The organism is Brevundimonas sp. TWP1-3 (assembly GCF_049896085.1).
Classification (GTDB): domain Bacteria; phylum Pseudomonadota; class Alphaproteobacteria; order Caulobacterales; family Caulobacteraceae; genus Brevundimonas.
In genome coordinates, this window is the sequence record NZ_JAFCTP010000001.1 from 298,037 (window position 1) to 323,493 (window position 25,457).

20 protein-coding genes are annotated in these 25,457 nt (G+C 67.8%); 5 read left to right on the forward strand and 15 right to left on the reverse strand.

Annotated elements, in window-relative coordinates:
* Window positions 1-78: 78 nt before the first annotated feature.
* From murJ to typA, 3 genes are read right to left on the reverse strand one after another with little or no spacing between them, the layout of a single operon-like run.
* A complete protein-coding gene (gene murJ, locus ACP693_RS01570) occupies window positions 79-1,674 on the reverse strand; it encodes a murein biosynthesis integral membrane protein MurJ (RefSeq protein WP_426019467.1) in 1,596 nt (531 codons plus the stop codon).
* 36 nt (window positions 1,675-1,710) lie between these two features.
* On the reverse strand, window positions 1,711-4,413 hold the full coding sequence (glnD, locus tag ACP693_RS01575; RefSeq protein WP_426019465.1) for a [protein-PII] uridylyltransferase: 2,703 nt from the start codon (window positions 4,411-4,413) through the stop codon (window positions 1,711-1,713).
* A 44-nt stretch (window positions 4,414-4,457) separates the two neighbouring features.
* Window positions 4,458-6,290 carry a translational GTPase TypA gene (gene typA, locus ACP693_RS01580; RefSeq protein ID WP_135194301.1) on the reverse strand — a complete coding sequence of 611 codons (1,833 nt, stop codon included), beginning with the start codon at window positions 6,288-6,290 and terminating at the stop codon, window positions 4,458-4,460.
* Between the two features lie 231 nt (window positions 6,291-6,521).
* Here typA and ACP693_RS01585 point away from each other — a divergent pair, with 231 nt between their 5' ends.
* Window positions 6,522-6,821: a hypothetical protein gene (locus ACP693_RS01585; RefSeq protein WP_426019463.1), complete on the forward strand. Its 300-nt coding sequence runs from the start codon at window positions 6,522-6,524 to the stop codon at window positions 6,819-6,821.
* On the opposite strand, the gene ACP693_RS01590 is transcribed toward ACP693_RS01585, so the two are convergent.
* From ACP693_RS01590 to ACP693_RS01620, 7 genes are all read right to left on the reverse strand, one after another.
* Complete coding sequence (locus ACP693_RS01590; protein ID WP_426019461.1) at window positions 6,818-7,363, reverse strand: GNAT family N-acetyltransferase; 546 nt, start codon at window positions 7,361-7,363, stop codon at window positions 6,818-6,820. The two genes, ACP693_RS01585 and ACP693_RS01590, sit on opposite strands and share 4 nt — an antisense overlap.
* Window positions 7,306-7,782: a DUF6265 family protein gene (locus ACP693_RS01595; RefSeq protein ID WP_426019460.1), complete on the reverse strand. Its 477-nt coding sequence runs from the start codon at window positions 7,780-7,782 to the stop codon at window positions 7,306-7,308. Before ACP693_RS01595 ends, ACP693_RS01590 begins: the two co-directional genes overlap by 58 nt.
* A 33-nt stretch (window positions 7,783-7,815) precedes the next feature.
* A complete protein-coding gene (locus ACP693_RS01600) occupies window positions 7,816-8,637 on the reverse strand; it encodes a DUF6597 domain-containing transcriptional factor (RefSeq protein WP_426019458.1) in 822 nt (273 codons plus the stop codon).
* A 1-nt stretch (window position 8,638) separates the two neighbouring features.
* On the reverse strand, window positions 8,639-9,073 hold the full coding sequence (locus ACP693_RS01605; protein ID WP_426019456.1) for a DUF1178 family protein: 435 nt from the start codon (window positions 9,071-9,073) through the stop codon (window positions 8,639-8,641).
* Window positions 9,074-9,080: 7 nt separating this feature from the next.
* Window positions 9,081-9,920: a carbon-nitrogen hydrolase family protein gene (locus ACP693_RS01610; RefSeq protein ID WP_426019454.1), complete on the reverse strand. Its 840-nt coding sequence runs from the start codon at window positions 9,918-9,920 to the stop codon at window positions 9,081-9,083.
* A 4-nt stretch (window positions 9,921-9,924) separates the two neighbouring features.
* The gene (grxC, locus tag ACP693_RS01615; protein ID WP_409717067.1) at window positions 9,925-10,182 is read right to left on the reverse strand and encodes a glutaredoxin 3; all 258 of its coding nucleotides are present in this window, start codon (window positions 10,180-10,182) and stop codon (window positions 9,925-9,927) included.
* A 62-nt stretch (window positions 10,183-10,244) separates the two neighbouring features.
* Entirely contained in the window at window positions 10,245-11,039 is a 795-nt protein-coding gene (locus tag ACP693_RS01620) for a ComF family protein (protein WP_426019452.1), read from the reverse strand.
* Here ACP693_RS01620 and ACP693_RS01625 point away from each other — a divergent pair.
* Complete coding sequence (locus ACP693_RS01625) at window positions 11,038-11,940, forward strand: methyltransferase domain-containing protein (RefSeq protein ID WP_426019450.1); 903 nt, start codon at window positions 11,038-11,040, stop codon at window positions 11,938-11,940. The two genes, ACP693_RS01620 and ACP693_RS01625, sit on opposite strands and share 2 nt — an antisense overlap.
* Here ACP693_RS01625 and ACP693_RS01630 read toward each other — a convergent pair.
* From ACP693_RS01630 to ACP693_RS01645, 4 genes are read right to left on the reverse strand one after another with little or no spacing between them, the layout of a single operon-like run.
* Window positions 11,937-12,128, reverse strand: a complete 192-nt coding sequence (locus tag ACP693_RS01630; RefSeq protein ID WP_426019449.1) for a Flp family type IVb pilin — start codon at window positions 12,126-12,128, stop codon at window positions 11,937-11,939. The genes ACP693_RS01625 and ACP693_RS01630 overlap by 4 nt on opposite strands.
* Window positions 12,129-12,153: 25 nt before the next feature.
* On the reverse strand, window positions 12,154-12,567 hold the full coding sequence (locus ACP693_RS01635) for a (deoxy)nucleoside triphosphate pyrophosphohydrolase (protein WP_426019447.1): 414 nt from the start codon (window positions 12,565-12,567) through the stop codon (window positions 12,154-12,156).
* Window positions 12,564-13,958: a bifunctional glutamate N-acetyltransferase/amino-acid acetyltransferase ArgJ gene (argJ, locus tag ACP693_RS01640; protein ID WP_426019446.1), complete on the reverse strand. Its 1,395-nt coding sequence runs from the start codon at window positions 13,956-13,958 to the stop codon at window positions 12,564-12,566. Before argJ ends, ACP693_RS01635 begins: the two co-directional genes overlap by 4 nt.
* A gap of 1 nt (window position 13,959) precedes the next feature.
* Window positions 13,960-14,874, reverse strand: coding sequence for a peptidylprolyl isomerase (locus ACP693_RS01645; protein ID WP_426019445.1), 915 nt, complete (start codon window positions 14,872-14,874; stop codon window positions 13,960-13,962).
* A gap of 243 nt (window positions 14,875-15,117) precedes the next feature.
* Here ACP693_RS01645 and secA point away from each other — a divergent pair, with 243 nt between their 5' ends.
* Together secA and ACP693_RS01655 are read left to right on the forward strand one after the other, a co-directional pair.
* Complete coding sequence (secA, locus tag ACP693_RS01650) at window positions 15,118-17,967, forward strand: preprotein translocase subunit SecA (RefSeq protein WP_426019444.1); 2,850 nt, start codon at window positions 15,118-15,120, stop codon at window positions 17,965-17,967.
* Between the two features lie 92 nt (window positions 17,968-18,059).
* A complete protein-coding gene (locus tag ACP693_RS01655; protein WP_426019442.1) occupies window positions 18,060-19,220 on the forward strand; it encodes an aminotransferase class V-fold PLP-dependent enzyme in 1,161 nt (386 codons plus the stop codon).
* Here the strand turns inward: ACP693_RS01655 and ACP693_RS01660 are convergent, their stop codons facing one another.
* Window positions 19,221-20,129 carry a hypothetical protein gene (locus ACP693_RS01660; RefSeq protein ID WP_426019441.1) on the reverse strand — a complete coding sequence of 303 codons (909 nt, stop codon included), beginning with the start codon at window positions 20,127-20,129 and terminating at the stop codon, window positions 19,221-19,223.
* Window positions 20,130-20,567: 438 nt separating this feature from the next.
* On the opposite strand from ACP693_RS01660, the gene ACP693_RS01665 reads away from it, so the two are divergent.
* A complete protein-coding gene (locus tag ACP693_RS01665) occupies window positions 20,568-25,427 on the forward strand; it encodes an NAD-glutamate dehydrogenase (RefSeq protein ID WP_426019440.1) in 4,860 nt (1,619 codons plus the stop codon).
* Window positions 25,428-25,457: the final 30 nt, after the last annotated feature.

A 25,457-nucleotide genomic window follows, 5' to 3' on the forward strand; every position in this document is an offset into this window, starting at 1 on the left:
GCGGTTCAGCCGCGCCATCGCCGGTCGGAAATCAGGCCCGAGGTCGTCATGGCCTCGCGCTTATCGTTTCACCGTCCGTCAGTCCAGACCGGAGACCGCGCCGCCGCCCGGCTCGCGCCGCAGCGTCGCCTTCAGCTCAGACAGGGTGACGGCGCGGAAGGCGAAGAGGCAGACGCCATAGGCGGCGGCGCCCAGGCCGCAGACGACGAGGACGGCGATCTCCTTGGCCAGCAAGATCCGGCTCAGAAGCCCGTAGTTGATGCTGGCCAGCAGCAGCAGACCGGCCATAACCGCGCTGGCGGCCAGGACACGGGCGATGCGCGAGACGAAGGCGGGCGAAGGTCTCCAGGCGTTCTCGTGGATCAGGACACCGGCCAGCAGGCCGACATTGACCCAGGCCGAGACGCTGGTGGCGATGGCCAGACCCAGCACCCCGTCCCAGCCCTGGGCGCGGAACCAGAAGAATAGGCCGGACCCCAGGACGACGGTGATGACCACGGCGGTGACCGCGAAATACATCGGCCGGCGGGTGTCTTCGCGCGCGAAGAACGGCGGGGTCAGGACCTTGGCCAGGACGAAGGCCGGCACGCCCCAGGCGAACTGGCGCAGCACGTCGGCGGTGCGGGCGGCGTCGGCGCTGGTGAAGGCGCCGCGCGTCACCGTGGCGTCGATGATGAAGAAGGGAATGACGAAAAGGGCGACGGCGGCCGGCAGGGTGAAGGCCATGGCCAGGTTGATCCCGTCGTCCAGCGTCTTCTGCCCGCCCTCATGATCGCCGGAAACAAAGGCCCGGGTCAGGCGCGGTACCAGGGCCAGACCGATGGCGACCCCGACCAGACCCAGCGGCAGCTGGTAAAGGCGGTCGGCGTTGTACAGCACCGAACGGGCGCCGGCGTCCGACCCGGCCAGAACCTGTGACACGACCGAGTTCACCTGCATGGCCCCGCCGGCCATAGCGCCGGGAACGGCCAGGGCCAGGGCGCGCTTCACGTTCGGGGTCAGGCGCGGCAGGCCCAGCTTCAGCTTCACGCCCAGACGCCGCACGCCCCACCACAGGAGGCCGGCCTGGATCACTCCCGAGACGGTGACCGCCGCACTGGTGGCCAGCAACACCATGGCGGGCGAGACCGGCAACAAGAAGCCGCCCAACAGCGGCGCCAGAGTGCACAGATTCAGAAAGACCGGCACCGCCGCCGACAGGGCGAACCGACCGCCGGTGTTCAGCACCCCCGACAACAGGGAGGCGATGGTCATGCAGGCCAGATAGGGCATGGCCAACTGTGTGGCGATCACCCCGACGCGCATCACCTCGGCGTCGTCCTTCCACGCCGACAGCAGCAGGGGCACGATCCACGGCATGGCGACCTGCAACAGGATGCAGAAGGCCGCGACCACGGCGAACATGAAGGACATGGCCTCGGAGGCCGTGACGGCTGCGGCTTCGTCGCCCTCGCGCGTCTTGACCCCGCCATAGACGGGTACGAAGGCCTGGGCGAAGGCGCCCTCGGCGAACAGGCGACGGAACATGTTGGGCAGCATCAGGGCCGTGGACCAGACGTCCATCAGCGCGCCTTGGCCGAAGTTCGCCGACAGGGCCAGATCGCGGCCGAAGCCCAGCAGGCGGCTGCCCAGCGTCAGGGTCGACTGCACCAGGGTATTGCGGGCGAGGCTCATGCGGACATTCGACAGGGCGCGGAGGAAGGCTTTCGCTTAGCGCGCTTGCTCGCTGGGCGATACGGGCTTCACGCGCGGACTGCGACGGCCCAGGTCGGAGACGTCGCGGGCGCTGGCGCGGGCCGAGGCGACCTTGCGACCGGCCGGCGCGGGCGCGCGGCTGTCCAGTACGGCCTCCAGAGCGGTGCGCAGTTCGGCGATCCGCTGTTCCGAGGTGATCTTTCGACCCTTGCCATCCACCACATAGAAGCTGTCGACCGCCCGCTCGCCATAGGAGGCGACGTGGGCCGAGCGGATGTTCAGGCCTTCGTCGTTGAACACGCGCGACAGGGCCGCCAGCAAGCCGGGCCGGTCGGCGCAGGACACCTCGACCACGGTGGCGACCTCGCTGGCGTGGTGATCGACCATGACCACGGGCCGGACCTCGAAGGCGGCCTTTCTGGCGTTGCCGGTCGGGTCTGGCGCCTGGCCGATGCGGCCGTCGCCGCGCGCCGCCTTCTCCAGCGCCTCGACCAGGGTCTTGAGCCGACGCGGTTCGGCCTGGCCATAGGGCAGACCCGCCCCGTCCTGAACGCGAAAGACGTCCAGCACCACGCCGTCCAGCGTCGCCACCCGCGCGTCGGTCACGTCGGCGCCCAGGGCCGCCATGGTCTGGGCCAGGTCCGCGAACAGGCCCGGCCGGTCGGCGGCGGCGATGGAAATCTCGGTGGTCTGGACTGCCAGCCCCGCGACGGGCGCGGTCGGCGCGGCCTCGGCGGCGGCGCCCGTCTGGCGCGCACGTTCGACCAGGGCCGGGTGCTCCGAAAGCGGGTCTTCACGCGCCACGTCCTCGCCCCGGAAAAGGCCGGCGACCTGGTTGTAGAGGGTGCGCATCAGCTGACCCTTCCAGCCGTTCCACACCCCCGGCCCCACCGCCCGGATGTCGGCGACGGTCAGCACCAGCAGCATCCGCAACCGTTCGGGATCGCCCACCAGCTCGGCGAAGGCGCGGATGGTGGCGGGGTCCGACAGGTCGCGCTTTTGGGCATAGTCGCTGAGCGCCAGATGGCTGCGCACCAGCCAGACGACCAGTTCGATACGGCGCGGATCGACGCCCAGCCGCTCGCAGGCCCGGCGTGCGGCGATGGCGCCGTCCTCCAGCTGTCCCCGCTCCCCGCCCTTGCCCACGTCGTGCAACAGCATGCCCAGCATCAGGGCTTCCATGTCCGAGATCAGTTGCACGATCTCGGTGGCCAGCGGGTGGTCGTCCTTCAGCTTGCCACGCGCGATGTCGTTGATGATGCCGATGGCCTGGAGCGTGTGCTCGTCCACCGTGTAGGCGTGGTACATGTTGAACTGGGTCTGGCCGACGATCCGCCCCCACTCGGGCAGGAACCGCCCCAGCAGGCCCGTCTCGTTCATGATCGTCAGGACACGATAGGGCCGCTGGCCATGCGCCAGAATGTCCAGAAAGGCCCGCGTCGCCGCCGGATCGCGTCTCAGCCGCGGCGTGACCAGAGACAGCGACCGGGTCACGGCCGAAAAGGCGTCGGGGTGCAGGTCCAGGTCGTGACGATCTGCACAGACGAACAGGGTCAGCAGCTTGACCGGGTCGGCGGCGAACACCTCCGGTCCTTCGACCGACAGCCGGCCCTGATCGACCCAGAACCCCTCGACCTCCATCTTGCGGCGGGCGGGCCGGAACGGGGTCATCAGCCGCGACAGGCCCTGCGCCGTCTTCTGATGTCGCGCCTCCAGCTTGGCCGACATGGCGCGGGTCAGGGCGCCGACATCGCGGGCGACCAGGAAATAGCGGCGCATGAACCGCTCGACCGCCGGCTCGTCGCCGCGCCCCTGCCAGCCCATGCGGCGGGCGACCTCGGGCTGCATGTCGAACGTCAGCTTCTCCTCGGCCCGGCCCGCGATCAGGTGCAGATGAATCCGCACGCGCCACAGGAAGTCGAAGGCGTCGTCGGAGGCGCGTCGCTCGCGCGAGGTGAACATCTCGTCCATCACCGTCGCGCCCAGCCGGCTGTCGGGCGCCAGGGAGCGCGCGATCCAGTACAGGGTGTTCAGGTCGCGAAGCCCGCCCTTGCCGTCCTTGACGTTGGGTTCGACCTTGTAGCGCGTCACGCCCGCCTTCTGGTGCCGGACGGCCCGCTCTTCCAGCTTGGCGGCGATGAAGGGGCGCGGGTCGGACTTGGAGACCATGTCGCGGAACCGGCCGATCATCAGGTCCGACAGCCGCTCGTCCCCCGCCAGATGCCGGACCTCCAGCAGTGTGGTCCGCACCGTCATGTCGGCGCGCGACAGGGTCAGGCATTCTTCGACCGAGCGCACCGCCGGCCCGACCTTGATGCCCAGATCCCATAGCACATAGAGGACGAACTGGATGACGCTCTCCCCGCGCGGCGTGGCCTTGGCCGGGCGCAGGAACAGCAGGTCCAGATCGGAAAAGGGCGCGAGCACGCCCCGGCCGTAACCTCCGACCGCCACCAGGGACAGCCGTTCGCTCTCGACGGCGGAGACGGGGAACAGGACCTGGGTGGCGACCCGCCACAGGCTCGCCAGCATGTCGTCGGCGGCTGTGGCGTAGAGGCGGGCGACATCGCGCCCCTTCATGCCGCCGTCCAGCTTGCGCTCGGCGCGGGCGCGGGCGGCGTCATAGGTCTCGCGCAAAACGACAGAGACCGCCGCGCGCGGATCTCCCGCGCGGGCGGCCTCGTCAAGGCGGTCATCCAGACTGGGCGAAGCGATCATGTCAGCCTTCTATAGGCCGCATCCCCCTTCGCGTCAGTGAGGGATTACTCGGGGCGAACGCGCTTCTTGCGGAACGACGGGTTCAGCGTCTGCTTGCGCAGGCGGATGGACTTCGGCGTGACCTCGACCAGCTCGTCGTCGTCGATATAGGCGATGGCCTGTTCCAGCGACATCTGGCGCGGCGGGGTCAGGCGCACGGCCTCGTCCTTGCCGGAGGCGCGGACGTTGGTCAGTTGCTTGCCCTTGATCGGGTTGACGTCCAGGTCGTCCCAGCGCGCGTTCTCGCCGATGATCATGCCCTGGTAGGTCTTCTCGCCGGCGCCGACGAACATGACGCCGCGATCTTCCAGGTTCCACAGGGCGAAGGCCGCCGTGTCGCCGTCCGAGTTCGAGATCAGCACGCCCTTCAGACGACCGGCGATCGCGCCCTTGTATTCTTCGTAGTGGCTGAAGACCCGGTTCAGCACGCCCGACCCGCGCGTGTCGGTCAGGAACTCGCCCTGATAACCGATCAGCGAGCGCGACGGGCATTTCAGGCTGATGCGGGTCTTGCCGGCGCCCGACGGGCCCATGTCGGTCATCTCGGCCTTACGGGCCGACAGCTTCTCGATGACGATGCCCGAGAACTCGTCGTCCACGTCGATCATGACGTCTTCGATGGGCTCCATCTTCTCGCCGTTCGGGCCTTCCTGGAAGACCACGCGCGGACGCGAGATTGAGACCTCGAAGCCTTCGCGACGCATGTTTTCGATCAGAACGCCCAGCTGCAGTTCGCCACGGCCGGCGACCTCATAGGCGTCGCCGCCCTCGGTGGTGGTGACGCGGATGGCGACGTTGGCCTCGGCTTCCTTCAGCAGTCGGTCACGAATGACGCGCGACTGGACCTTGTCGCCTTCGCGGCCGGCGAGCGGGCTGTCGTTGACCGAGACGGTCATGGAGATGGTCGGCGGATCGATCGGCTGGGCGGGAAGCGCGTCGGTCACTTCCATGGCGCACAGGGTGTCGGCCACGGTCGCCTTGGACATGCCGGCGATGGCGACGATGTCGCCCGCTTCCGAACCTTCGTCCAGGGCCTGACGCTTCAGGCCGCGGAAGGCGAGCACCTTGGTGATGCGGCCGCGCTCGATTTCCTTACCTTCACGGTCCAGGGCGTGGATCGCCATGCCGGGAACGGCCTTGCCGCTCTCGATCCGGCCGGTCAGGATCCGGCCCAGGAAGGGGTCGGACTCGATCAGCACGTTCAGCATCTGGAACGGCTTGTCGCGGTTGTCCTGCACCTTGGGGGCAGGCACGTGGTCGACGATCAGGTCGAACAGCGGGGCCAGGTTGTCGTTCGGGACATTCAGATCCATCGTGGCCCAGCCGTTGCGGCCCGAGGCGTAGATGTGGGGGAAGTCCAGCTGTTCGTCCGTCGCGCCGATGGCGGCGAACAGGTCGAAGGCCTCGTTGTGGACCCGGTCGGGATCGGCGTGGGCGCGGTCGACCTTGTTGATGCACAGGATGGGCTTCAGCCCCATCTTCAGCGCCTTGGTCAGCACGAACTTGGTCTGGGGCATGACGCCTTCTTCGGCGTCGACCAGGATGACGCAGCCGTCCACCATGCCCAGGATGCGTTCGACCTCGCCCCCAAAGTCGGCGTGGCCGGGGGTGTCGATGATGTTGATGCGGGTTTCACCGGCCTTGCCGTTCCAGAGCACCGAGGTGCACTTGGCCAGAATGGTGATGCCGCGCTCTTTTTCCTGGTCGTTGGAGTCCATCGCGCGCTCGGTCTGCGCCTCGTTGGCTCGGAAGACGCCGGACTGGGCGAGCAGTTGGTCCACCAGGGTCGTCTTACCGTGGTCGACGTGGGCGATGATGGCGACGTTGCGCAGGTTCATTTGATAATCGCGAAAAGGCGCGGCCGGCATACGGGCGGCCGCTGGTCATGAAAAGGCATGCGGGAGGCGCGCGCCTCTTACAGGCATGTGGACAGAAACACCAGAGCGGGCGTTCACAGCTGTGATTGCCGGCTTACCGATATTTCATCTGCTCAGCCGCATCCGATGACATCCGCCATCGTCTCTTCTGCATGAAAAGCCTGATCCAGGCTCGGTTTCAAAGCGGAGATGATGATGTTGGGACTTATGCTTGCGGCTGCGCTGCTCGCTGGCGACGCGCCGGACATGCGCGTCGATGCTCAGGGTCTGCACATGGCTCGACCGGGCGAAGCCTTGATCCTTGCGGGGCGTATCCGGGTGGCCAGCCATGAATGGTGCGCCGCGCATCGCACCGTCCTGACGCCCGACTCTATGGGCGATCCGCTGGTCTGCGAACGCGAGATGAGACGCCGGGCCTACAACGCCCTGCCGCAGCCCCACCGCACAAATTTTGTGAGAGCGGGTGGGCAGACCGCCCTCAACCGGCCCTAGAGCAGTCTCGTCATATAGCGCGCGTCGGACCCGTAGCTGGCCAGTTTCGCCGCCATCCCTTCGGCCGCCTCCTCCACGAAACCGTGCCGGGCCCAGAAGCGGACCGCGTCGTTGACCGCGACCAGGGCGATGGCGGGCCAGCCGTCCTCGGTCGCCTGTTCCGCCAGACGCCCGACGATCGCGCCGGTGACCCCGCCGCCTCTCGCCTGGGGATGCACGGCCAGGTCGTGCAGATAGATCAGGGCCGGTTCGGCGGGCAGGCCCTCGATCACCGTGTTCAGCGGCGGCGCGCTCTCGGCCTTCCACGGATAGGCGATCAGATAGCCTTTGGGCGCAGCGTCGCCCTCCGCCAGCACGAAACAGCCGCGCGGATACAGCGCCAGCCGGTTCTGGAAACAGGCGCGATCCTCGAAATGGTCGGGGAAGGACAGGCGGGCGACCTCGACCACCGCATCAATGTCGTCAGGCCGCATGGGCCGCCAGTCTAGCCCGGCTGTGGGCTGGGGCAGCGCGCGTTCAGTTCCGTCTTCTGGAAGCGCCATCGGATGATCCTTTCCTGACCGTCCATCACGCCTTCGATCCGGGCGTTCAGGAAATCGCCCTCGCGTTCATAGACGACGCGCTTGGGAAAGTCGTCGTCGGCGGCCTGTTCGAAAACGACGCGGCTCGGACCGGCGTCGATCACTGGAAACACGGTGACGGCCAGGCCTTCCGGGTGGGCGAAATAGGCCAGGCGCGCGGCCGGGGTCGGATCGAGGGGGCCGATGCGGGACAGTTCCCACCCCGCCCGGCCGTCGCGCACCGTCAACGAGGTTCCCAGCATCAGGCCCAGACGGGGATCGCTCCAGGTCTCGCCGACCTCGCGTCCGCCCTCGCACGATAGCCAGTAGCCGGACATCCAGCCCAGGTCGGGTCGCAGGTCCGCGTGAAGCGCAGCGGCGAATAGCAGCGGGGTCAGCATCGTCGTCTTCCCTCTCCGGTCGATGCGTCCAGACTAGGCGGGGTGCGGTTCCGACGGCTTGTAGGTTTGCGACGCGATGGCGCGGGCCAGTTCATGCTGCTCGCGCGCCCATTCGGTGGCGGTGCAGCCCAGGAAGCGGCGGAAGTCGCGCGCCATCTGCGGCTGATCGAAATAGCCGGCCTCAAGCCCCGCCGCGAGCCAGCTCTCGGCCCTGTCCGGGTCGGCTGCATGATCGAACACCCGGCGAAAGCGAAAGATCGAACGCAGCAGGCGCGGCGGCACCCCGACCCGATCCGCGAACCGGCGCTGAAGGGCGCGTTGCTCGGACGGCGATCGTGCCGGCGCCGAGCGCTCGGCTGCAGCGTCTTCGATCTCGGCGCGGATCGCCGGATCGATGGTCCAGTCCGCGCCACGCCTCTGCGCGTCCAGCCAGCGGGCGATGGCCGCGACCTGCCCCGTCGGATCCCCGGCCGGAGCGACGAACCCGGCCAGGCGCTCGACCATGTCCAACCGCCGGTCGGTCGCCTCGCTCAGCGGCCGTCCCAGAAAGCCGCGCGCGCCATCCGGCTCGAACCGAACGGCGACCAGTTCGGTCGGGCCGGTCGGCCGCATGACCAGGGGCCGGGTCATCTGCCCCGCGAACAGGGCCGAGGGCTGCAGGCGGAACAGGCCGTCATCATCCTGTTCGGCATAGGGGGCGCCCAGGTCGAAAATCAGTTCGGGACAGCCATCGGGCGCAATGCGTTGGATGGTCGGCGAGGGATCGGGGGCGGCATAGGTCCAGATCACGCGGACGAAGGGCCGCAAGGCCGGCGGCGGCGCGAACTCATGATACCGTTCCTCCCCCGAGGCCACCTCAGTTGACCTTGGACGGGTCCGGCGGGGCGTCGGGCATGGCCGAGACCGGCACGCCGTCGTCCTTCAGCTTCCTGACCTCGGCGGGCGTGGCCTCGCCGTAGATTTCCCGCTTCTCGGACTTCCCTTCGTGGATGTCGCGGGCCTCGCGGGCGAAGCTGTCGCCGACATAGTCGAAATTGGCCTCGACATGGGCGCGCACCTCGCGGGCGGCGGCCATCATCACGCTCTGCATTTTGGCGGCGACGTCCGATGCGGGATCGGACTTGCGCGCGCCGCTGACGGCCGGGGCCATGATCGCCTTCTGGACCGATCGCGAGCCGCAGAAGGGGCATTCCACCAAGCCGCGCCCCGCCTGATCGTCAAAGTCGGACGAGGAGCCGAACCAGGCCTCAAAGTCGTGGGCCTGGTCGCATTTCAGGGCGTAGCGGATCATGGGACAATCAAACGGCGGGCAGGAAATCGCGGTCGTGGGTCAGGGCGGGCACGGCCGCGCGCGCGCGGGCCACCGCCTCAATGTCCAGCTTCGCCTTCACGATGCAAGGGTCGTCGTGATCCGTCTTGGCGATGATCTCGCCCCAGGGTCCGACGACGGTGGACCGGCCCCAGGTGCGGCGACCGTCCTCGTGCAGGCCGCCTTGCGCCGGGGCCAGGACGAAGGCGCCGGTCTCGATGGCGCGCGCCCGCAGCAGGGTTTCCCAATGCGCCTCGCCCGTCGGGGCGGTGAAGGCGGCGGGAACCGCGATCATCGCCGCTCCCGCCTTGGCCAACTGACGATACAGATGAGGAAAGCGGATATCGTAGCAAATGGTCAGCCCCAGCCGACCCCAGGGCGTGTCCGCGATCGCCGCTCCGTCGCCCGGCCGCACCGTCGCGCTCTCGCGATAGGTCTCGCCGTTCGGCAGGTTCACGTCGAAGACATGCAGCTTGTCGTAGCGGGCGACAATCCCGCCTGAGGCATCGATCACCAGGGACCGATTGGCGGCGCGGCCGTCTCCTGCATGACCCGACTTGACGATGGCCGATCCGATCAGAAGCCATACGCCCAGTTCCGCCGCCAGACGGCGCAGACCCAGCACGACGACATCGGCGTCCTCGGTCGTGATGGCGGCGTCGCGACGGTCGCGACGCTGCTCCAAGACATTGGTCCCTTCCGGCGTCAGGACGAATTTCGCTCCGCCCGCCGCCGCTTCGCGGAACAGGGGCTCGACATGGGCCAGGGCCGCTTCCGCCGTCGCCGGCGTGCGGGTCTGGATCAGGGCGATGTCGAGCCCGCCGCTCATGGGATCAGGCCGCCAGAAGCGCGTCGAGCTTGCCGTCGCGATCCAGGGCGTGGACGTCGTCGGAACCGCCGACATGCTGGCCGCCGATGAAGACCTGCGGGAAGGTCATGCGGCCGCCGGACTTCTCGACCATCTCGGCCTTCTTGGCGGGATCGTTCGAGGCGACGATCTCGGTGTAGTCGACGCCCTTCTTCTTCAGCAGCGCCATGGCGCTGTAGCAATAGGGGCAGCCGGGCTTGGTGTAGATGACGACGTCGGCCAAATCAGGTCTCCAGAATAATATGTCCCTCAAGCAGCGAGCCGCCGCGCGGGGAGCGATAGGGGTTACATAGTCAGTTCACGGGCGTTTCGCACCCGCGCGATGACGGCCAGGTCCACGCCGCGCGCTCCGGCGTCGAGCAGGGCGCGCGCGCAGGCCTCTCCGGTCGCGCCCGTGGTCAACACGTCGTCGATCAGAAGGATGCGCCGCCCCCGGATCCGACGCCGCCCAGCCTCGGTCACGGCGAAGGCCTTCCTGACGTTCAGACGCCGCCCGCGCTGGCTCTTGCCGCCCTGGCTGGTGGTGTGGGTCGTGCGGACCAGGGCGTCGGGCAGATAGTCGCGGCCTGCGTCGCGGGCCAGCGGCCGGGCGATCTCGGCGGCCTGATTGAAGCGGCGCGACAGCAGGCGAAAGGGATGCAGCGGTACGGGCGCGACCGCATCGGCCGTCTCGACCAGATCGGCGGCGGACCGGCCGATCCAGCGGGCAAACAGGGGCGCGAACTGCTGCTGGTCCCCGTGCTTGAACCGCAGGATCAGCCCCCGCGACGCCTCGTCATACAGACAGGCCGCTCGCGCCCGCTGAAAAGCATAGGGCTGGGCGGTGCAGGCCGCGCAGCGGTCCTCGGCGAAGGCGCCGCCGTCATATTCGAACGCCGCCCCGCAGCCGTCGCAGACCGGAGCCTCCAGAAACCGGATGCGGCTCCAGGCGTCGGGCGTCAGGCCTGCGGCGGCCGTCGCCTCGCGGCTGTCGTGCGCCATCGGCGGCAGGATCAGGTCCGCCAAGCCGCGTCCCGCCCCACGCAACTGTCGCCCCGCCCCTTCCCAGGCGCGTCGCCATCCCCCATCCTGTTCGTCCATGACCGCCCCCCAATCTCCTTCCGAAGGCCCCCCGCGCATCTTCGACACCAGCCGGCGTCAGGCGCGGCTGGCGCGGTCCGCCGCCCGGTTCGACCAGGCCGACTTCCTGCACGCCCGCGCCGCCGCCAACGCCGCCGAGAGCCTGGAAGCCATACTGCGCGACTTTCCCGTTGCGGTCGATCTATCCGCCCATCCAGGGGTGTTCGAACGCGCGGTTCGGTCCAGCGACGCCGCCGGTCGTGTGGGTCCGATGCTGACGCCCTTGTCCCTGACGCAGCGCGCGGCCTCGGGCGCGGAGGGCCTGCCGCTGGCGGACGGATCGGCCGATCTGATCGTGTCGCTGCTGACCCTGCATTGGGCCAACGATCTGCCCGGCACCCTGGCTCAAATTCGCCGCGCACTGAAACCGGACGGTCTGTTCATCGGCACCTTGTTCGGCGCGGGCACCCTGAAGGAGTTACGCGCGGTCCTGACCGAGGTCGAGCTGGAGGAACGCGGGGGCGCCCAGGCGCGGGTCTCGCCCTTCGCCGACGGCTATGACGGTGCGGCCCTGCTTCAGCGGGCGGGTTTGGCCCTTCCCGTCTCCGACGTAGACCGGTTCACCGTCCGCTATGCCGATCTGTTCGCCCTGATCCGGGACCTACGCGCCATGGGCGAGACCAATGTGCTGCATGGTTCGGTCCGGCCGCTGAACCGCCGCATCGTCGCCCGCGCCGCCACTTTGTACGCCGAACGCCACGCCCAGGCTGACGGTCGCATCCCGGCGACGTTCGAAATCATTCATCTGGCCGGCTGGAAACCGCACGAGAGCCAGCAGAAGCCCCTGCCGCGCGGATCGGCCAAGACGCGGCTTGCCGATGTGCTGGGCGTAAAGGAAATGACCGGCGAAGAGTCGGACTAGCCGCCGATGGCGGCCTTTATGGCGGTGGTCAGCCTGTCCACCGTTACGGCGAAGCCGCCCGTGTTGCTGTTGCCCAAAGCAGCGATCGAGGTGACGATCGCCAGGAAGATCAGGGCGCAGATCAGGCCGTATTCGATGGCGGTGGCCCCGCCGTCGTCACGCAGGAACCGGCTGATAAGACGTCTCATGGCCGGCCTCCCTGGTCGGCGGTGATCAGAGCAGGTCGCGCAACCAGGCGACCAGGGGTTCGTCCGCCGGGGGCATGGGATAGTCCGAAAGCTTGTTCGGCTTCACCCAGGCCAAGCCGTCGTGCTCACGCGCCGTGACCACGCCGTCCCACCGTCGGCACAGATACAATGGCATCAACAGGTGAAACGAATCGTAAGCGTGGCTGGCGAAAACGAACGGCGAAAGACAGTTTTCGCTGACGTCGATACCCAGTTCTTCCTTCAGCTCGCGGATCAGGGCCTCCTCAGGCCGTTCTCCCGGCTCGACCTTGCCGCCCGGAAACTCCCACAGGCCGGCCAGCTTCTTGCCCTGAGGCCGCTTGGCGATCAGCACCCGCCCGTCCACATCGATGAGAGCGACGGCCACGACTAGGACGGTGGGAAGCGTTGTGTCGGTCACGAGCGATAATCGCCGTTGATCTCAATGTAGCCCTTGGTCAGGTCGCAGGTCCAGACGGTCGCCGAGGCCCGGCCAGCGCCGACGTCGACGGTGATGTCGATCTCGGGGTTCTTCATATAGGCGCTCATCTTCGCCTCGTCGTAGGTGGCGGACGGGGCGCCGTCGACGGCCGCGACGTTCGGGCCGAACCTGATGCCCAGGCGGTCGCGATCCACCGGCTCCTCGGTCTTGCCCACCGCCATGACGACCCGGCCCCAGTTGGCGTCCTCGCCGGCGATCGCGGTCTTGACCAGGGGGCTGTCGGCGATGGACTTGGCCAGTTTTCGGGCCGAGGCGGGGCTGGCTGCGCCGTCCACCGTCACCTTGACGAACTTGGTCGCGCCCTCGCCGTCGCGCACCAACTGGTGCGCCAGGTCCAGCATCACCTTGTCGAGGGCGGCCGAGAAGCTTTTCAGCCGGCGATCCCCCACCCGCCCGATGCGCGGCGCGCCAGAGGTTCCGGTGGCGAACAGCAAGGCCGTGTCATTGGTCGAGGTGTCGCCGTCCACCGTCACGCTGTTGAAGGTGGTGCGGACGTGCAGGCCCAGCAGCGCCTGAAGCACATTGGGATGGATGTCGGCGTCGGTGACGATGAAGGCCAGCATGGTCGCCATGTCCGGCGCGATCATGCCGGAGCCCTTGGCGATCCCGGCGATACGGACCTTGTATCCCTCGATCTCGGCCTCGGCATACGACCCCTTGGAGAAGGTGTCGGTGGTCATGATGCCCCGACCGGCCCTGGCCCAGGCGTCGGAATCGAGTCCCTGTTCGATCTCGGGCAGTTTGGCGACGATCTTCTTTTCGTCCAGCACCACGCCGATCACCCCGGTCGAGGCCAGCATGACGTCGCGCTGGCGACAGCCGAAACGTTTGGCGACTTCCGAGGCTGTGCGGCGCGCGGCGTCGGCGCCGGCCTTGCCGGTGAAGGCGTTGGCGCAACCGGCGTTGACCACCAGGGCGCGCACGTCTTTGCCGCCATCAGGGCCTGTCAGATGCTTCTTGCACCAGTCGACCGGCGCCGAGCCGATCTTGTGGCGGGTGAAGACCCCGGCGCAGCTGGTGCCGCGCGCGAAGCGGAACACCACCAGGTCGTCGCGTTCGTGCTTGTAGAAGCCGGCCCGCGCTGTGGCGATCTCGACCCCGCCGATGGGCGGAATGGTGGGAAACGGCACGGCCAGGGGCGAAATCTTCAGTCCCGGTTTGCCGGCGGCGGGCGCGGGCGCGGGCGTCGTGGCCGCCGCGTCCGATCCAGGCGTGCGCGTCGCGCGCTTCAGGGCCGTGGCGAACGGGTCCAGCGCCTTTTCGAACGCATGCTCGATCTTCTGGCCGGTCGTGGAGGGGGGCTTGGTCATGTCAGGCGGCCGGTGCGGGAGACGGGGTGGACGACGGGGCCGGCGCGGATGCGACGGGCGGCGACTGTGCAGGCAGGCGCACATCGACCTTGGCCTTGCCGCGCAACTGTTCCAGCAACTGTCGTACACCCTCATAGGTCAGATAGCGCACGATCTGGGGGCGCGCCTGTTCCAGCGTGGGCGGGTTCTCCTTGCGCCGATCCTCGACCCGCAGCACGGCCCAGCCGCCCTCGGTCTGGAACGGCCCGACGGTCGATCCGGCCGGCTTGTCGCGCAGGGCGTCGGCATAGGCTTGCGGCATGACGTCCAGCGTCGAATAGCCCAGATCCCCGCCGGAGAAGCGCGTCGCCTCGTCCACCGACCGTTCCGCCGCCACCGCCTCGAACCCGGCGCCCTGGCCCAGGATGCCGATCACCGCGTCGGCCTCGGGCTTGGTGCGCGACAGGATCAGGCGCACGCGGATCTCTTCGGAGGTCTTCGCCAGCCGAAGCTGCTCATTATAAAGGGTCTGCACGGCCTGGTCGGACACGGCCTTGTTGACCACGCTCTCGACCAGCATGTCGCCCAGGATACGCTCGCGGGTCGCCTCCAGCCGCCGCTGCGCCAGGGGCGAGGAATCCAGTCGCCGCCGTTGCGCCTCGCCCGCCAGCAGCTTTTGATCGATCACCTCGTCCAGCACGCGGCGGAAAAGATCCGAGGTCGCATCCAGCGCCTCGCCCTCGCCGATCAACCCTTGCGCCACCGCCTCGCGCTTCACGTCCGAGGCCCAGATGGTCTCGTCCTGCACCGTCGCCACGGCCTGATCGCCCTGTTCAGGCGGCCGGTCGTCGCCGGATCGCGAACAGGCGGCTGTCGAAAGGACAGCGGCCAAAAGCGCCGTCGTCAGGAGGTTCGAAGGTCGGCGGAAGGGGGTCAAGGGGGCGCTCCGTCGAAGGCGGCCGAAAGCCCCTCGCGTTGACAGGGGTTAGGCCGGTGCTTAAGTCCCGCCTGCGCCCAAGTCGAGGGGTTTTGATCGTCTGCGCGGCCCTTCGCGCGCGCCTGATGCGGCGCTCCGGGGCCGTGATCGTTCAGGGCCTCTCTCGCGGCGTCCGTATCGCCGCCCCTCACGGGATTTCAGAGCCGCTCAGCTCGCAGACGCTCGACCGCTACCGGATCCAACATGCTCGGCTTCGCCAAGAAACTTTTCGGCTCTTCCAACGACCGCAAGGTCAAGGCCTTCCAGGACCACGCCCAGCGCATCAATGCGCTGGAGCCCAAGTTCGCGGCCCTGTCCGACGACGAACTGCGGATGATGACCGACGCCTTCCGCGACCGGGTGGCCAATGGCGAGACCCTGGACAAGATCCTGCCCGAGGCCTTCGCCGTGGTGCGAGAGGCGTCCAAGCGGGTGCTGGGCCAGCGTCAGTACGACGTTCAGCTGGCCGGCGGCATGATCCTGCACGAAGGCGGCATCGCCGAGATGCGGACCGGCGAGGGCAAGACCCTGGTCGCCGTGGCGCCCGTCTATCTGAACGCCCTGCCCGGCAAGGGCGTGCATGTCATCACCGTGAACGACTACCTGGCCCGCCGCGACGCCGAGACGATGGGCAAGGTCTATCGCTTCCTGGGTCTTGAGGTCGGCGTCATCGTCAACGGCCTGTCTCAGGGCCAGCGCCAGGCGGCCTACAACGCCGACGTCACCTACGGCACCAACAACGAGTTCGGCTTCGACTATCTGCGCGACAACCTGGTCTATGACCGGCGCGAGATGGTGCAGCGCCCGCACAACTTCGCCATCGTCGACGAGGTCGACTCCATCCTGATCGACGAGGCGCGCACGCCGCTGATCATCTCCGGCCCGACCGAGGACCGGTCGGACCTGTACAAAATCCTCGACGGCCTGATCAAGGAACTGATCAAGGACAAGGACGCCTACGAGCTCGACGAGAAGCAGAAGCAGGTCCTGCTGACCGAACTGGGTTCGGAACGGATCGAAGAGGCGCTGGAGGCGGGCGGTCACTTCGCCGCCGACACCACCGGTCTGTACGACGCCGCCAACATCAGCCTGGTCCACCACGCCAACCAGGCCCTGCGCGCCAACACCCTGTATCAGCGCGACAAGGACTATATCATCAAGGGCGGCGAGATCGTCCTGATCGACGAATTCACCGGCCGGATGATGACCGGCCGCCGCCTGTCCGAAGGCCTGCACCAGGCCATCGAGGCCAAGGAAGACGTCAAGATCCAGCCCGAGAACCAGACTCTGGCCTCGGTGACGATCCAGAACTACTTCCGCCTGTACGAAAAACTGTCCGGCATGACCGGCACGGCCGCGACCGAGGCCCAGGAATTCGGCGACATCTACAAGATGGACGTGCTGGAAGTGCCGACCAACCGGCCGATCCAGCGCAAGGACTATGACGACGAGGTCTATCGGACCCACGCCGAAAAGAACCAGGCCATCGCCAAACAGATCGCCGAATGTCACCTGGCGGGTCAGCCGATCCTGGTCGGCACGGTCTCGATCGAGCGTTCGGAACAGCTGTCGGACCTGCTGAGCAAGTTCGAATACAAGGTCGAGGTCTCGCGCGCGCTCAAGCCGGAATATGCTGGCAAGGCCAAGGAAGCCGAGAAGATCGGCGACGCCGCCTATGACATCACCTACGAGACCAAGCTGCGCGGCATTCCGCACAGCGTCCTGAACGCGCGCCAGCACGAGCAGGAGGCCTATATCGTCGCCGACGCCGGTCTACCGGGCGTGGTGACCATCGCCACCAACATGGCCGGCCGCGGCACCGACATTCAGCTCGGGGGCAACCTCGAAATGAAGATGCAGAAGTGGATGCTCGAACAGCGCAACATGGCGGTCGAGGTCACCCACGAGATGGAAGTGGCCCAAGAGGCCCAGTTCAAGGCCGACATCGCCGTCCAGAAGAAGATCGCCCTGGACGCCGGCGGCCTGTTCGTCCTGGGCACCGAACGCCACGAGAGCCGCCGGATCGACAATCAGCTGCGCGGCCGCACGGGCCGTCAGGGCGACCCCGGCACCTCGAAATTCTACCTGTCGTGCGAGGACGACCTGCTGCGCATCTTCGCCGGCGACCGTCTCGACTCGATCATGAAGACCTTCGGCGTGGCGGAAGGCGAGGCCATCACCCACCCCTGGCTGAACCGCGCCATCGAGACCGCCCAGAAGCGCGTCGAAACCCGCAACTACGACATCCGCAAGAACCTGCTGAAATACGACGACGTCGTGAACGACCAGCGCAAGGCCGTGTTCGAACAGCGCCAGGAGTTCATGGACTCCGAAGACCTGTCCGAACTGGTCGGCGACTTCCGCCGCGACGTGGTGTCCGATCTGGTCGAACGCTACATGCCGCCCAAGGCCTATGCCGAACAGTGGGACATCGACGGCCTGGACGAAAAGGTCCGCTCGACTTTGGGTCTGGAGCTGCCGCTGCACGACTGGGCCGCCGAGGAAGGCGTGTCGAACGAGGAGATCGAGGACCGGCTTCTGGCGGCCGCCGACGCCCGCGCGGCCGAACGCCTGGAACAGATCGGCGCCGACCAGACACGCGGCCTCGAAAAGCAGTTCATGCTGCAGATGATCGACATGCAGTGGCGCGAGCACCTGGTCCACCTGGACCATCTGCGCGGCGTCATCGGCCTGCGCGGCTATGGCCAGCGCGACCCGCTGAACGAATACAAGACCGAGGCCTTCTCCCTGTTCGAAAGCCTGCTCTACGACCTGCGCCACAACGTGACGCGCTGGTTGATGACGGTCGAGTTCCGCTTCCAGGCCCCGCCCGAACTGCCAGAGTTCCAGGAAATCCACCTGAACCCCGGCACCGGCGAGAACGAGATGGCCAATCCGTCGGCCCAGAACCCGGAAGGCACGCTGATCGGCGACGATCGCTCCAAACTGCCGATCGAAATGCTGCCCCCCGGCTGGGAAATGACCGGCCGCAATTCCCCCTGCCCCTGCGGCTCGGGCCGCAAGTTCAAACACTGCCACGGGGCGCTCGTTTAAGAGGCGCGCTACGCGCGGCGCTATCGCTCGCCGCGCGGCGGCTCTCTGCTTGAGCGCTTGGCGCGACGGCGGTTAGGCCGGTAAGAAAAGGGATGACTTACAAGTCCCTCTTCTCCCGCGCCCTGTCGGCGGCCCCGGAGCGGCTGCATTTCGCGGCGCACAGCCATCACCTGTGGCCCGACGCCAGTTTCGAGGCGCAGCAACAGACCTGGCTGGACGCCAATCTTCACGCCGACCACAAGTGGGATCTCGTTTTCGGTCAGGTGATCCCCGAGGCTCAGGCCCATGTCGCGGCCGAGCTTGGACTGCCTTCGCCCGACAGCGTCGTCTTCTCGTCCAACACCCACGACTTCCTGCTGCGCCTGTTCTCGGGCGTGGAGCGGACGCCTGTCCGCATCCTGGCGACGGACGGCGAGTTTCACTCCTTCCGCCGTCAGGCCGAGCGGTGGGAGGAGATCGGCGCGGCGGTGGTGACGCGCGTGCCTCTGGCGCCCTTCGACACCTTTGCTGATCGGTTCATGGCCGAGGCCAGCAAGGGGGGCTACGACTGGATCGTGGTCAGTCAGGTCTTCTTCCGCACCGGCGGTATGTTCGACCGGATCGAGGATCTCGCCGCCCTGGCCCGGCCCGAGGGGCCGTGGGTCCTGATCGACGGCTATCACGGCTTCATGGCGACGCCGACGGACCTGTCGGCGGTGGCGGATCGGGTCTTTTACGTTTCCGGCGGCTACAAATACGCCATGGCGGGCGAGGGCGCCTGTTTCCTGCACGCCCCGCCCGGCTTCTGCCCGCGCCCGGTGATCACCGGCTGGTTCGCGGAATTCGGCGATCTGTCGGGACCGCCCGGCGCGGTTCAGTACCGCAGCGATGGCGGCCGGTTCTGGGGTGCGACCTTCGACTGTTCGGCGCTGTATCGTTTCAACGCGGCGCGCCGGATGCTGGACGATCACGGGCTCGGCACCGCCGCCGTCGCCGCCCACTCTCGTGATCTGGCAGGCCGCTTCCAGGCGGCGGTCCGGGACGGTCGCGCAGGCATGCTGGGCCAGGCGGAATTCCTCAACCCGGTGGTCGGCGATGCGCCGCGCGCCCGTTTCCTGGCCCTGCGCCATCCTGACGCCCAGGCCTGGTGCGCGGGTCTGCGTCAGGCGGACGTGGTCGCCGATGTTCGCGACGACGTGATCCGCTTCGGCTTCGGCCTGTATCAGGACGCCGAGGACGTCGATCGCCTGATCGCCGCCTGCCGAACCCTCTGATCAATAGAAGGTCGTGTCGTCCTGCTTGGTCGGCGCCGGCGCAGTGCGTGGCGGGGTGGTCGGCCGGTTCGACGCGGGCGGCGTCGTGGGTCGGGTCTGGGCCCCAGTCTGGGGCGAGCCCGGCGTCGGCGTCACGCCTGTGTTCGGCGCATCGACCGGCGGGATCGTCGGCAAGGCCGGATAGGGCATGGCTGAGGGTTGACCGTCCTGCACCGGCGCCTCGGCATCGGGCGCGAGCGGCGCATCCTCGGACGCTCCCAGCCGATCCGGCGCGCCGACATCGTCGCGGATGAAGGCCCAGGCGCGACGGTCGGCGCATCCGCAAGCTTTCAGGAAGCCGTTCTGGTCGCGCCACAGGATCAGCGGATAGCTGATCTCGACGCCGGATTCCTTCAGCAGCCGGCTCAGCCGTTCGTCGAACCGGCGCCCGGCCTCGACCACGGCCGTCCGCGCCAGATTGCCGTCCGCCTGGGGGACGCCGGCGGCGGTCCAACTGTTCGCTGGGGTGGCCATCCAGCGTTCGTAAAGCGGCCAGTCGCGCGTCAGCCACAGTTCGGCGACCGTGGCGCGTTCCGCCGCCGTCGATTGCGGCGCGCCTTCCAGATCGGGGCGAGCGAACAGGATGAACCGGGTCTCGATCCCTGCGGCCTTAAGCTTGGCGACCTCGTCGCGTTGGTAGCGATGGGCCGAGGCGCTGTCGCGATAGGTGACGATATAGAGGGCCTGCCCGCCGCTGCCGTCCGACACCCACGACGCCTCGTCCAGCAGTTGTTGGACCTCGGCCTGATTGCGGCTGATCGTGACCGGCTGGAACCGCGAATAGAAGTTCCAATAGGCCCAGTATCCCGCACCCGCGAGCAACAGGCCGACCACGGCGGCCACGATCGATCCTAAAAGAAAGCGACGCATATGATCGGGTGCTCCAGCTTCACCTTTGACCCCACACAACGCATAGCATCGAAATCCGTTGTTCACGCCAGCGGTCGGCGTCAGACAGAGGCCAAAATGTCGCGAAGAATCCCCGGCGCGCGCTCTTGAACGCAGAAACGCGCTTCCCATTTCTGTTTCCGACGCTGCGGGACACTCCCCCCTCCGAACCGCAGCGAAGCGAGACCGGCGCCCTCCCCTCCCCTCCAGGCGCCGCTCGCGCAGGCCGCCGGACTCCCCCAGTTCGGCGGCTTTCTGCTTTGTGGCGCTGCACAATAATTCCAACCTTATCACTGATCATCACAACGATCGATCGCCAGGGGCTTCCCGAGCGACCGGACCTGGCCTAGTCAGCGGAGGTGGCGCCGCGTCGCGCCGCATTCCTTGCGGCCCTGCCGCGTCGTTCGAGACTGCTCGTCCATGACCGTCCCCGATCTGCGCCAATCCTCCGTTCAGCCGATCACCAAGGCCGCGCTGGAGGCGGCCTTCGCCCGGATCGTGGGAACCGGACCGGGCGCGGCGGAGCAGGCCTATCTGACCCAGGCGCACGAGGACTATGCCGCCGACGAGACGCCCGAGCTGAACGGCGAGGATTTGGCCGCCCTGCTCGCCGCCTCCTGGACCGCCGCCAAGACCTACCCCGCGGACGCCGCCGCGCCCGCCATCACCGTCGGCCCGATGCAGGGCGCGGACGGCAAGGCGCTGGATTACGACCTGGTTCGCATCGTCCAGAAAGACGCCCCTTTCCTGGTCGACAGCGTCATGGGCGCCCTGGCTGAGGCCGGTGTTTCGGTGCGCGCCCTGTTTCACCCGGTGGTCGAGCTGGACGGCCGTCGCCTGTCGATCATCATGCTGGTCATCGACAGCGTGCCGCAGGAACGTCGCGACGTCCTGGGCGAGGGTCTGGCCCAGAGCCTGTCGGACGTTCACGCCGCCGTCGCCGACCACGAGGCCATGACGGCCCTGATGCGCCAGGCCGTGGAGCGGCTGGAGGTGACCCCTCCGTCGGTCGATCCCGCCGTGCTTGCCGAGAACATCGCCTTCCTGAAATGGTTGAAGAGCGACCATTTCGTCTTCCTGGGCGCCCGCGACTACGACTATCCGCTGAACGCCGACGGCGACTATGAGGCCGAGGCGCCCTTGGGCCAGTCCACCGACGGCCTGGGCATTCTCGCCGACCCGGAACGCACTGTGCTGCGCCGCGCGTCCGAGCCGGCGGTCCTGACGCGTCAGATGCGCCGTCAGCTGGACCTCAGCGAGCCGGTGACGGTGGCCAAGGCGAACGCCCGCTCGCGCGTGCATCGTCGCGCCTACATGGATTACGTCGGGGTCAAGCGTTACGGCCCGGACGGAAAGGCGACGGGTGAGACTCGTTTCGTCGGCCTGTTCACCTCCGAGGCCTACGACCAACTGGCGACCGAGGTGCCGCTGCTCCGTCGCAAGGTGGCCAACGCCCTGGCCCGCGCCGACAAGGCGCCGGGCAGTCACAACGAAAAACGCCTCAAGAATATCCTTGAGAATTATCCGCGCGACGAGCTGTTCCAGGTCACGGAGGACGAGCTGCTGTCCATCGCCCTGGGCATCCTTCACCTTTACGACCGGCCGCGTATCCGCCTGTTCTCGCGTCAGGACCCGTTCGACCGCTTCGTCTCGGTCCTGTGCTTCATCCCGCGCGAGAAGTTCGATTCCGCCGTGCGCGAACGGATCGGCCAGATCGTCGCCCGCGCCTGGGGCGGCCGGATCTCGGCTTGGTATCCGCAACTGTCGGATGCGCCCCTGGTACGGGTCCACTACATCATCGGCGTGAACCCGGGCGAACATCCGATCCCCGATCCGGTCCAGCTGGAGGCCGATGTCGCTGAGGCCGGACGCGGCTGGGTGGACCGGTTCGAGGGCGCCCTGCGCCGTTCGGGCGTGGAAGAGGTGTCAGTCGGGCCGCTGAGCGCCCAATGGGCCCGCGCCTTCGGCGCCGCCTACCGCGATCGCTATGACGCAGACGAGGCCGCGATCGATCTGAAATATGTGAACCGGCTGAACGAGACCGGTCTGCCGGGCGAAGGCAAGGCCGTCGCCGTGCGCGCCTTCCGTTCCGCTGACGATAGCCGCCTGCAATTCCGCTTCAAGCTCTATCGGCGCGGTCCGGCCGTGCCCCTGTCCGACGTTCTGCCGATCCTGGCGGACATGGGCCTGAAGACGCTGGAGGAATACGGCTATCCGATCCGGCCGGCGGGCGAGACTGAGATCCATGTCCACGAGTTTTTGATGGAGGATCCGCGCGGCGAGGCGCTGGTCTTCGATGATGTGAAGGGCCCGTTCGAGGATGCCTTCGCCGCCGTCTGGACCGGCCGCAACGAAAGCGACGGCTTCAACCGCCTGGTGATCGAACTGGGCGTCGAATGGCGCGAGGCGGCCCTGATCCGCACCCTGGCCCACTATCGCCAGCAGACCGGCCTGGACCCGTCGCAGACGGTGCAGGAAGAGGCCCTGCGCGAATATCCCGACGTGGCCCGCGCCCTGTTGTCGCTGTTCAAGGCCAAGTTCGAACCGACTGGCGGCTCTGCCGATGATCGCGCGCCTGCCGCCGCCGAGCTGAACGACAAGATCGTCGCCCTGCTGCAGGACGTGAAGAGCCTGGATCACGACCGGGCCCTGCGCCGCATCGCCGCCCTGATCGGGGCGATCAAGCGCACAAACTACTATCAGCTGGACGCCGACGGCGCGCCCAAGCCGCACATCTCCATCAAGATCGCCTCGCGCGAGCTTGAGGACCTGCCGCTGCCCAAACCCTATCGCGAGATCTTCGTCTGGGCGCCGCACGTCGAGGGCGTCCACCTGCGCTTCGGCCCCGTCGCGCGCGGCGGCCTGCGCTGGTCGGACCGTCGCGACGATTTCCGCACCGAGGTGCTGGGCCTGGTCAAGGCGCAGCAGGTCAAGAACGCCGTCATCGTGCCGGTCGGCTCCAAGGGCGGCTTCTATCCCAAGCAACTGCCCCGCACGACGGACCGCGAGGCCATTCAGGGCGAGGCCATCCGCGCCTATCGCACCTTCCTGTCGGGCCTGCTGGACATCACCGACAATATCGCGGCCGACGGTTCTGTGACCCATCCGGCCAATGTGATCGCGTGGGAGGGGGACGACCCCTATCTGGTCGTGGCGGCCGACAAGGGCACGGCGACCTTCTCCGACATCGCCAACGGGGTTTCGGCCTCCTACGGCTTCTGGCTGGGCGACGCCTTCGCCTCGGGCGGCTCCATCGGCTACGACCACAAGGCCATGGGCATCACGGCGCGCGGCGCCTGGGAGGCGGTCAAGCGCCACTTCCGCGAGATGGGCAAGGACATCCAGACCCAGCCCTTCACCATGGTCGGCGTCGGCGACATGTCCGGCGACGTGTTCGGCAACGGCGCGCTTCTGTCCAAGGCCACGCGCCTGGTCGCGGCCTTCGATCACCGCGACATCTTCATTGATCCGAACCCGGACCATGTGACCAGCTGGACGGAACGCAAGCGCCTGTTCGACCTGCCCCGCTCGTCCTGGCAGGACTATGACAAGGCCCTGATCTCGGAAGGCGGCGGCGTCTTCTCCCGCTCGGCCAAGTCGATTGAACTTACGCCCCAGATCAAGGCCGCGCTGGACATCACCGACGATGTGCTGGACCCCGTCAGCCTGATCCGCGCCATCCTGAAGGCGCCGGCCGAGCTGCTCTATCTCGGCGGCATCGGCACCTATGTGAAATCGGCGGCCGAGACCGATGCCCAGGTCGGCGACAAGGGCACAGACGCCCTGCGGATCAATGCCGACGAACTGCGGGTCAAGGTGGTGGGCGAGGGCGCCAACCTGGGCTTCACCCAGGCGGGCCGCATCGGCTTCGGCCAAACTGGCGGTCGCATCAACACAGACGCCATCGACAACTCCGCCGGCGTCGACACCTCCGACCATGAGGTCAACATCAAGATCCTGGTCGGATCGGCTGTGACCAACGGCGAACTGCCGGTCGAGGAGCGTCCGGCCCTGCTGGCCTCCATGACCGACGAGGTGGGCCTCAAGGTTCTGGCCCACAACTACGACCAGACCCTGGCCCTGACCCTGCAACAGGCCGAAGGCGTCGGCGCCCTGGACGCCCAGCAGCGGTTCATGCAGACCCTGTCGGCGCGCGGCAAGCTGGACCGCAAGGTCGAGGGCCTGCCCAACGACGCCCGCGTCAAGGAGCTGATGGCGGCGGGCGTTCCGCTGGCCCGGCCCGAGCTCGCGGTCCTGATGGCCTACGCCAAGCTGGAGCTGTCGGACGACATCGTCGCCTCGCAAGCACCCGAGGATCCCTTCTTCGAACAGATCCTGGTCCGCTACTTCCCCGACGCCCTGGCCCGGTTCGAGCCGGAGATGAAGAGCCACCGGCTGCGGCGCGAGATCATCGCCACCGTCATGGCTAACGAAGTCGTCAACATGTGCGGCCCGACCTTCCCCGACCGCCTGCGCGGCTCGGCGGAATGCGACACCACCGCCCTGATCATCGCCTTCGAGGCCGCCCGCCGCGTCTTCCGCCTGGACCAGGCCTGGGACGCCGTCTCGGCCCTGGACCTGAAGATCTCGGCCGAGGCCCAGACGGCCCTCTATCAGGAAATCGCCGTGGTCCTGCGTCGCCAGACCTTCTGGCTGGCCCGCCGCGCCAAGGGCGGCCTGTCAGTCCAGGCGTTGATCGACCGCTATCGCCCGATCGCCGACGCCCTTCAGGCGGAGGGTTCGGCCGTCCTGTCGCGCTTCGAACAGGGGCGTCTGGACGCGCGGGTCAAGACCTTCGCCGACCATGGCGCGCCCGAGGATCTGACCCGCAGCATCGCCATCATGCGCCCGCTGGTCGCCGCCTCCGACATCGGCGACCTGGCCCAGGAAGCGAACTGGCCCGTCGCGGCCATGGCGCGCCTGTATCACCAGGTCGGGGCGGCCTTCGACTTCGACCGTCTGCGCGCCGCCGCCGGCTCCATTCCGTCTGCGGATCATTTCGATCGCCTGGCCGTCCGTCGCCTGATCGAGGATCTGATGAACGAGCAGGCGACCCTGACCCGCGCCGTCGCCCGCGCCTCCGATCCGTCGGTCGGCGTCAGCGAGGATGCGGCCGAGGGCGCCGTGGACGCCTGGATCGGCTCCAAACAGGCGGCGGTCGAGGGCGTGCGCGCCTCGGTGGACGAGATCGAACAGTCCGGCTCCGGCTGGACCTTCGCCAAACTGACCATCGCCAACGCCACGATCCGCGACCTGGCGACGGCGGCGGTGAACGGATAGAGGCGCGATCGTCTTCGCCGCTTGACGAAG

What these genes read in the sequence shown, in the direction of transcription:
- murJ (WP_426019467.1), bottom strand. Translation starts at nt 1,674, where the DNA reads ATGAGCCTCGCCCGCAATACCCTGGTGCAGTCGACCCTGACGCTGGGC.
- glnD (WP_426019465.1), bottom strand. Translation starts at nt 4,413, where the DNA reads ATGATCGCTTCGCCCAGTCTGGATGACCGCCTTGACGAGGCCGCCCGC.
- typA (WP_135194301.1), bottom strand. Translation starts at nt 6,290, where the DNA reads ATGAACCTGCGCAACGTCGCCATCATCGCCCACGTCGACCACGGTAAG.
- ACP693_RS01585 (WP_426019463.1), top strand. Translation starts at nt 6,522, where the DNA reads ATGATGTTGGGACTTATGCTTGCGGCTGCGCTGCTCGCTGGCGACGCG.
- ACP693_RS01590 (WP_426019461.1), bottom strand. Translation starts at nt 7,363, where the DNA reads ATGGCGCTTCCAGAAGACGGAACTGAACGCGCGCTGCCCCAGCCCACA.
- ACP693_RS01595 (WP_426019460.1), bottom strand. Translation starts at nt 7,782, where the DNA reads ATGCTGACCCCGCTGCTATTCGCCGCTGCGCTTCACGCGGACCTGCGA.
- ACP693_RS01605 (WP_426019456.1), bottom strand. Translation starts at nt 9,073, where the DNA reads ATGATCCGCTACGCCCTGAAATGCGACCAGGCCCACGACTTTGAGGCC.
- ACP693_RS01610 (WP_426019454.1), bottom strand. Translation starts at nt 9,920, where the DNA reads ATGAGCGGCGGGCTCGACATCGCCCTGATCCAGACCCGCACGCCGGCG.
- ACP693_RS01625 (WP_426019450.1), top strand. Translation starts at nt 11,038, where the DNA reads ATGACCGCCCCCCAATCTCCTTCCGAAGGCCCCCCGCGCATCTTCGAC.
- ACP693_RS01620 (WP_426019452.1), bottom strand. Translation starts at nt 11,039, where the DNA reads ATGGACGAACAGGATGGGGGATGGCGACGCGCCTGGGAAGGGGCGGGG.
- ACP693_RS01630 (WP_426019449.1), bottom strand. Translation starts at nt 12,128, where the DNA reads ATGAGACGTCTTATCAGCCGGTTCCTGCGTGACGACGGCGGGGCCACC.
- argJ (WP_426019446.1), bottom strand. Translation starts at nt 13,958, where the DNA reads ATGACCAAGCCCCCCTCCACGACCGGCCAGAAGATCGAGCATGCGTTC.
- secA (WP_426019444.1), top strand. Translation starts at nt 15,118, where the DNA reads ATGCTCGGCTTCGCCAAGAAACTTTTCGGCTCTTCCAACGACCGCAAG.
- ACP693_RS01655 (WP_426019442.1), top strand. Translation starts at nt 18,060, where the DNA reads ATGACTTACAAGTCCCTCTTCTCCCGCGCCCTGTCGGCGGCCCCGGAG.
- ACP693_RS01660 (WP_426019441.1), bottom strand. Translation starts at nt 20,129, where the DNA reads ATGCGTCGCTTTCTTTTAGGATCGATCGTGGCCGCCGTGGTCGGCCTG.
- ACP693_RS01665 (WP_426019440.1), top strand. Translation starts at nt 20,568, where the DNA reads ATGACCGTCCCCGATCTGCGCCAATCCTCCGTTCAGCCGATCACCAAG.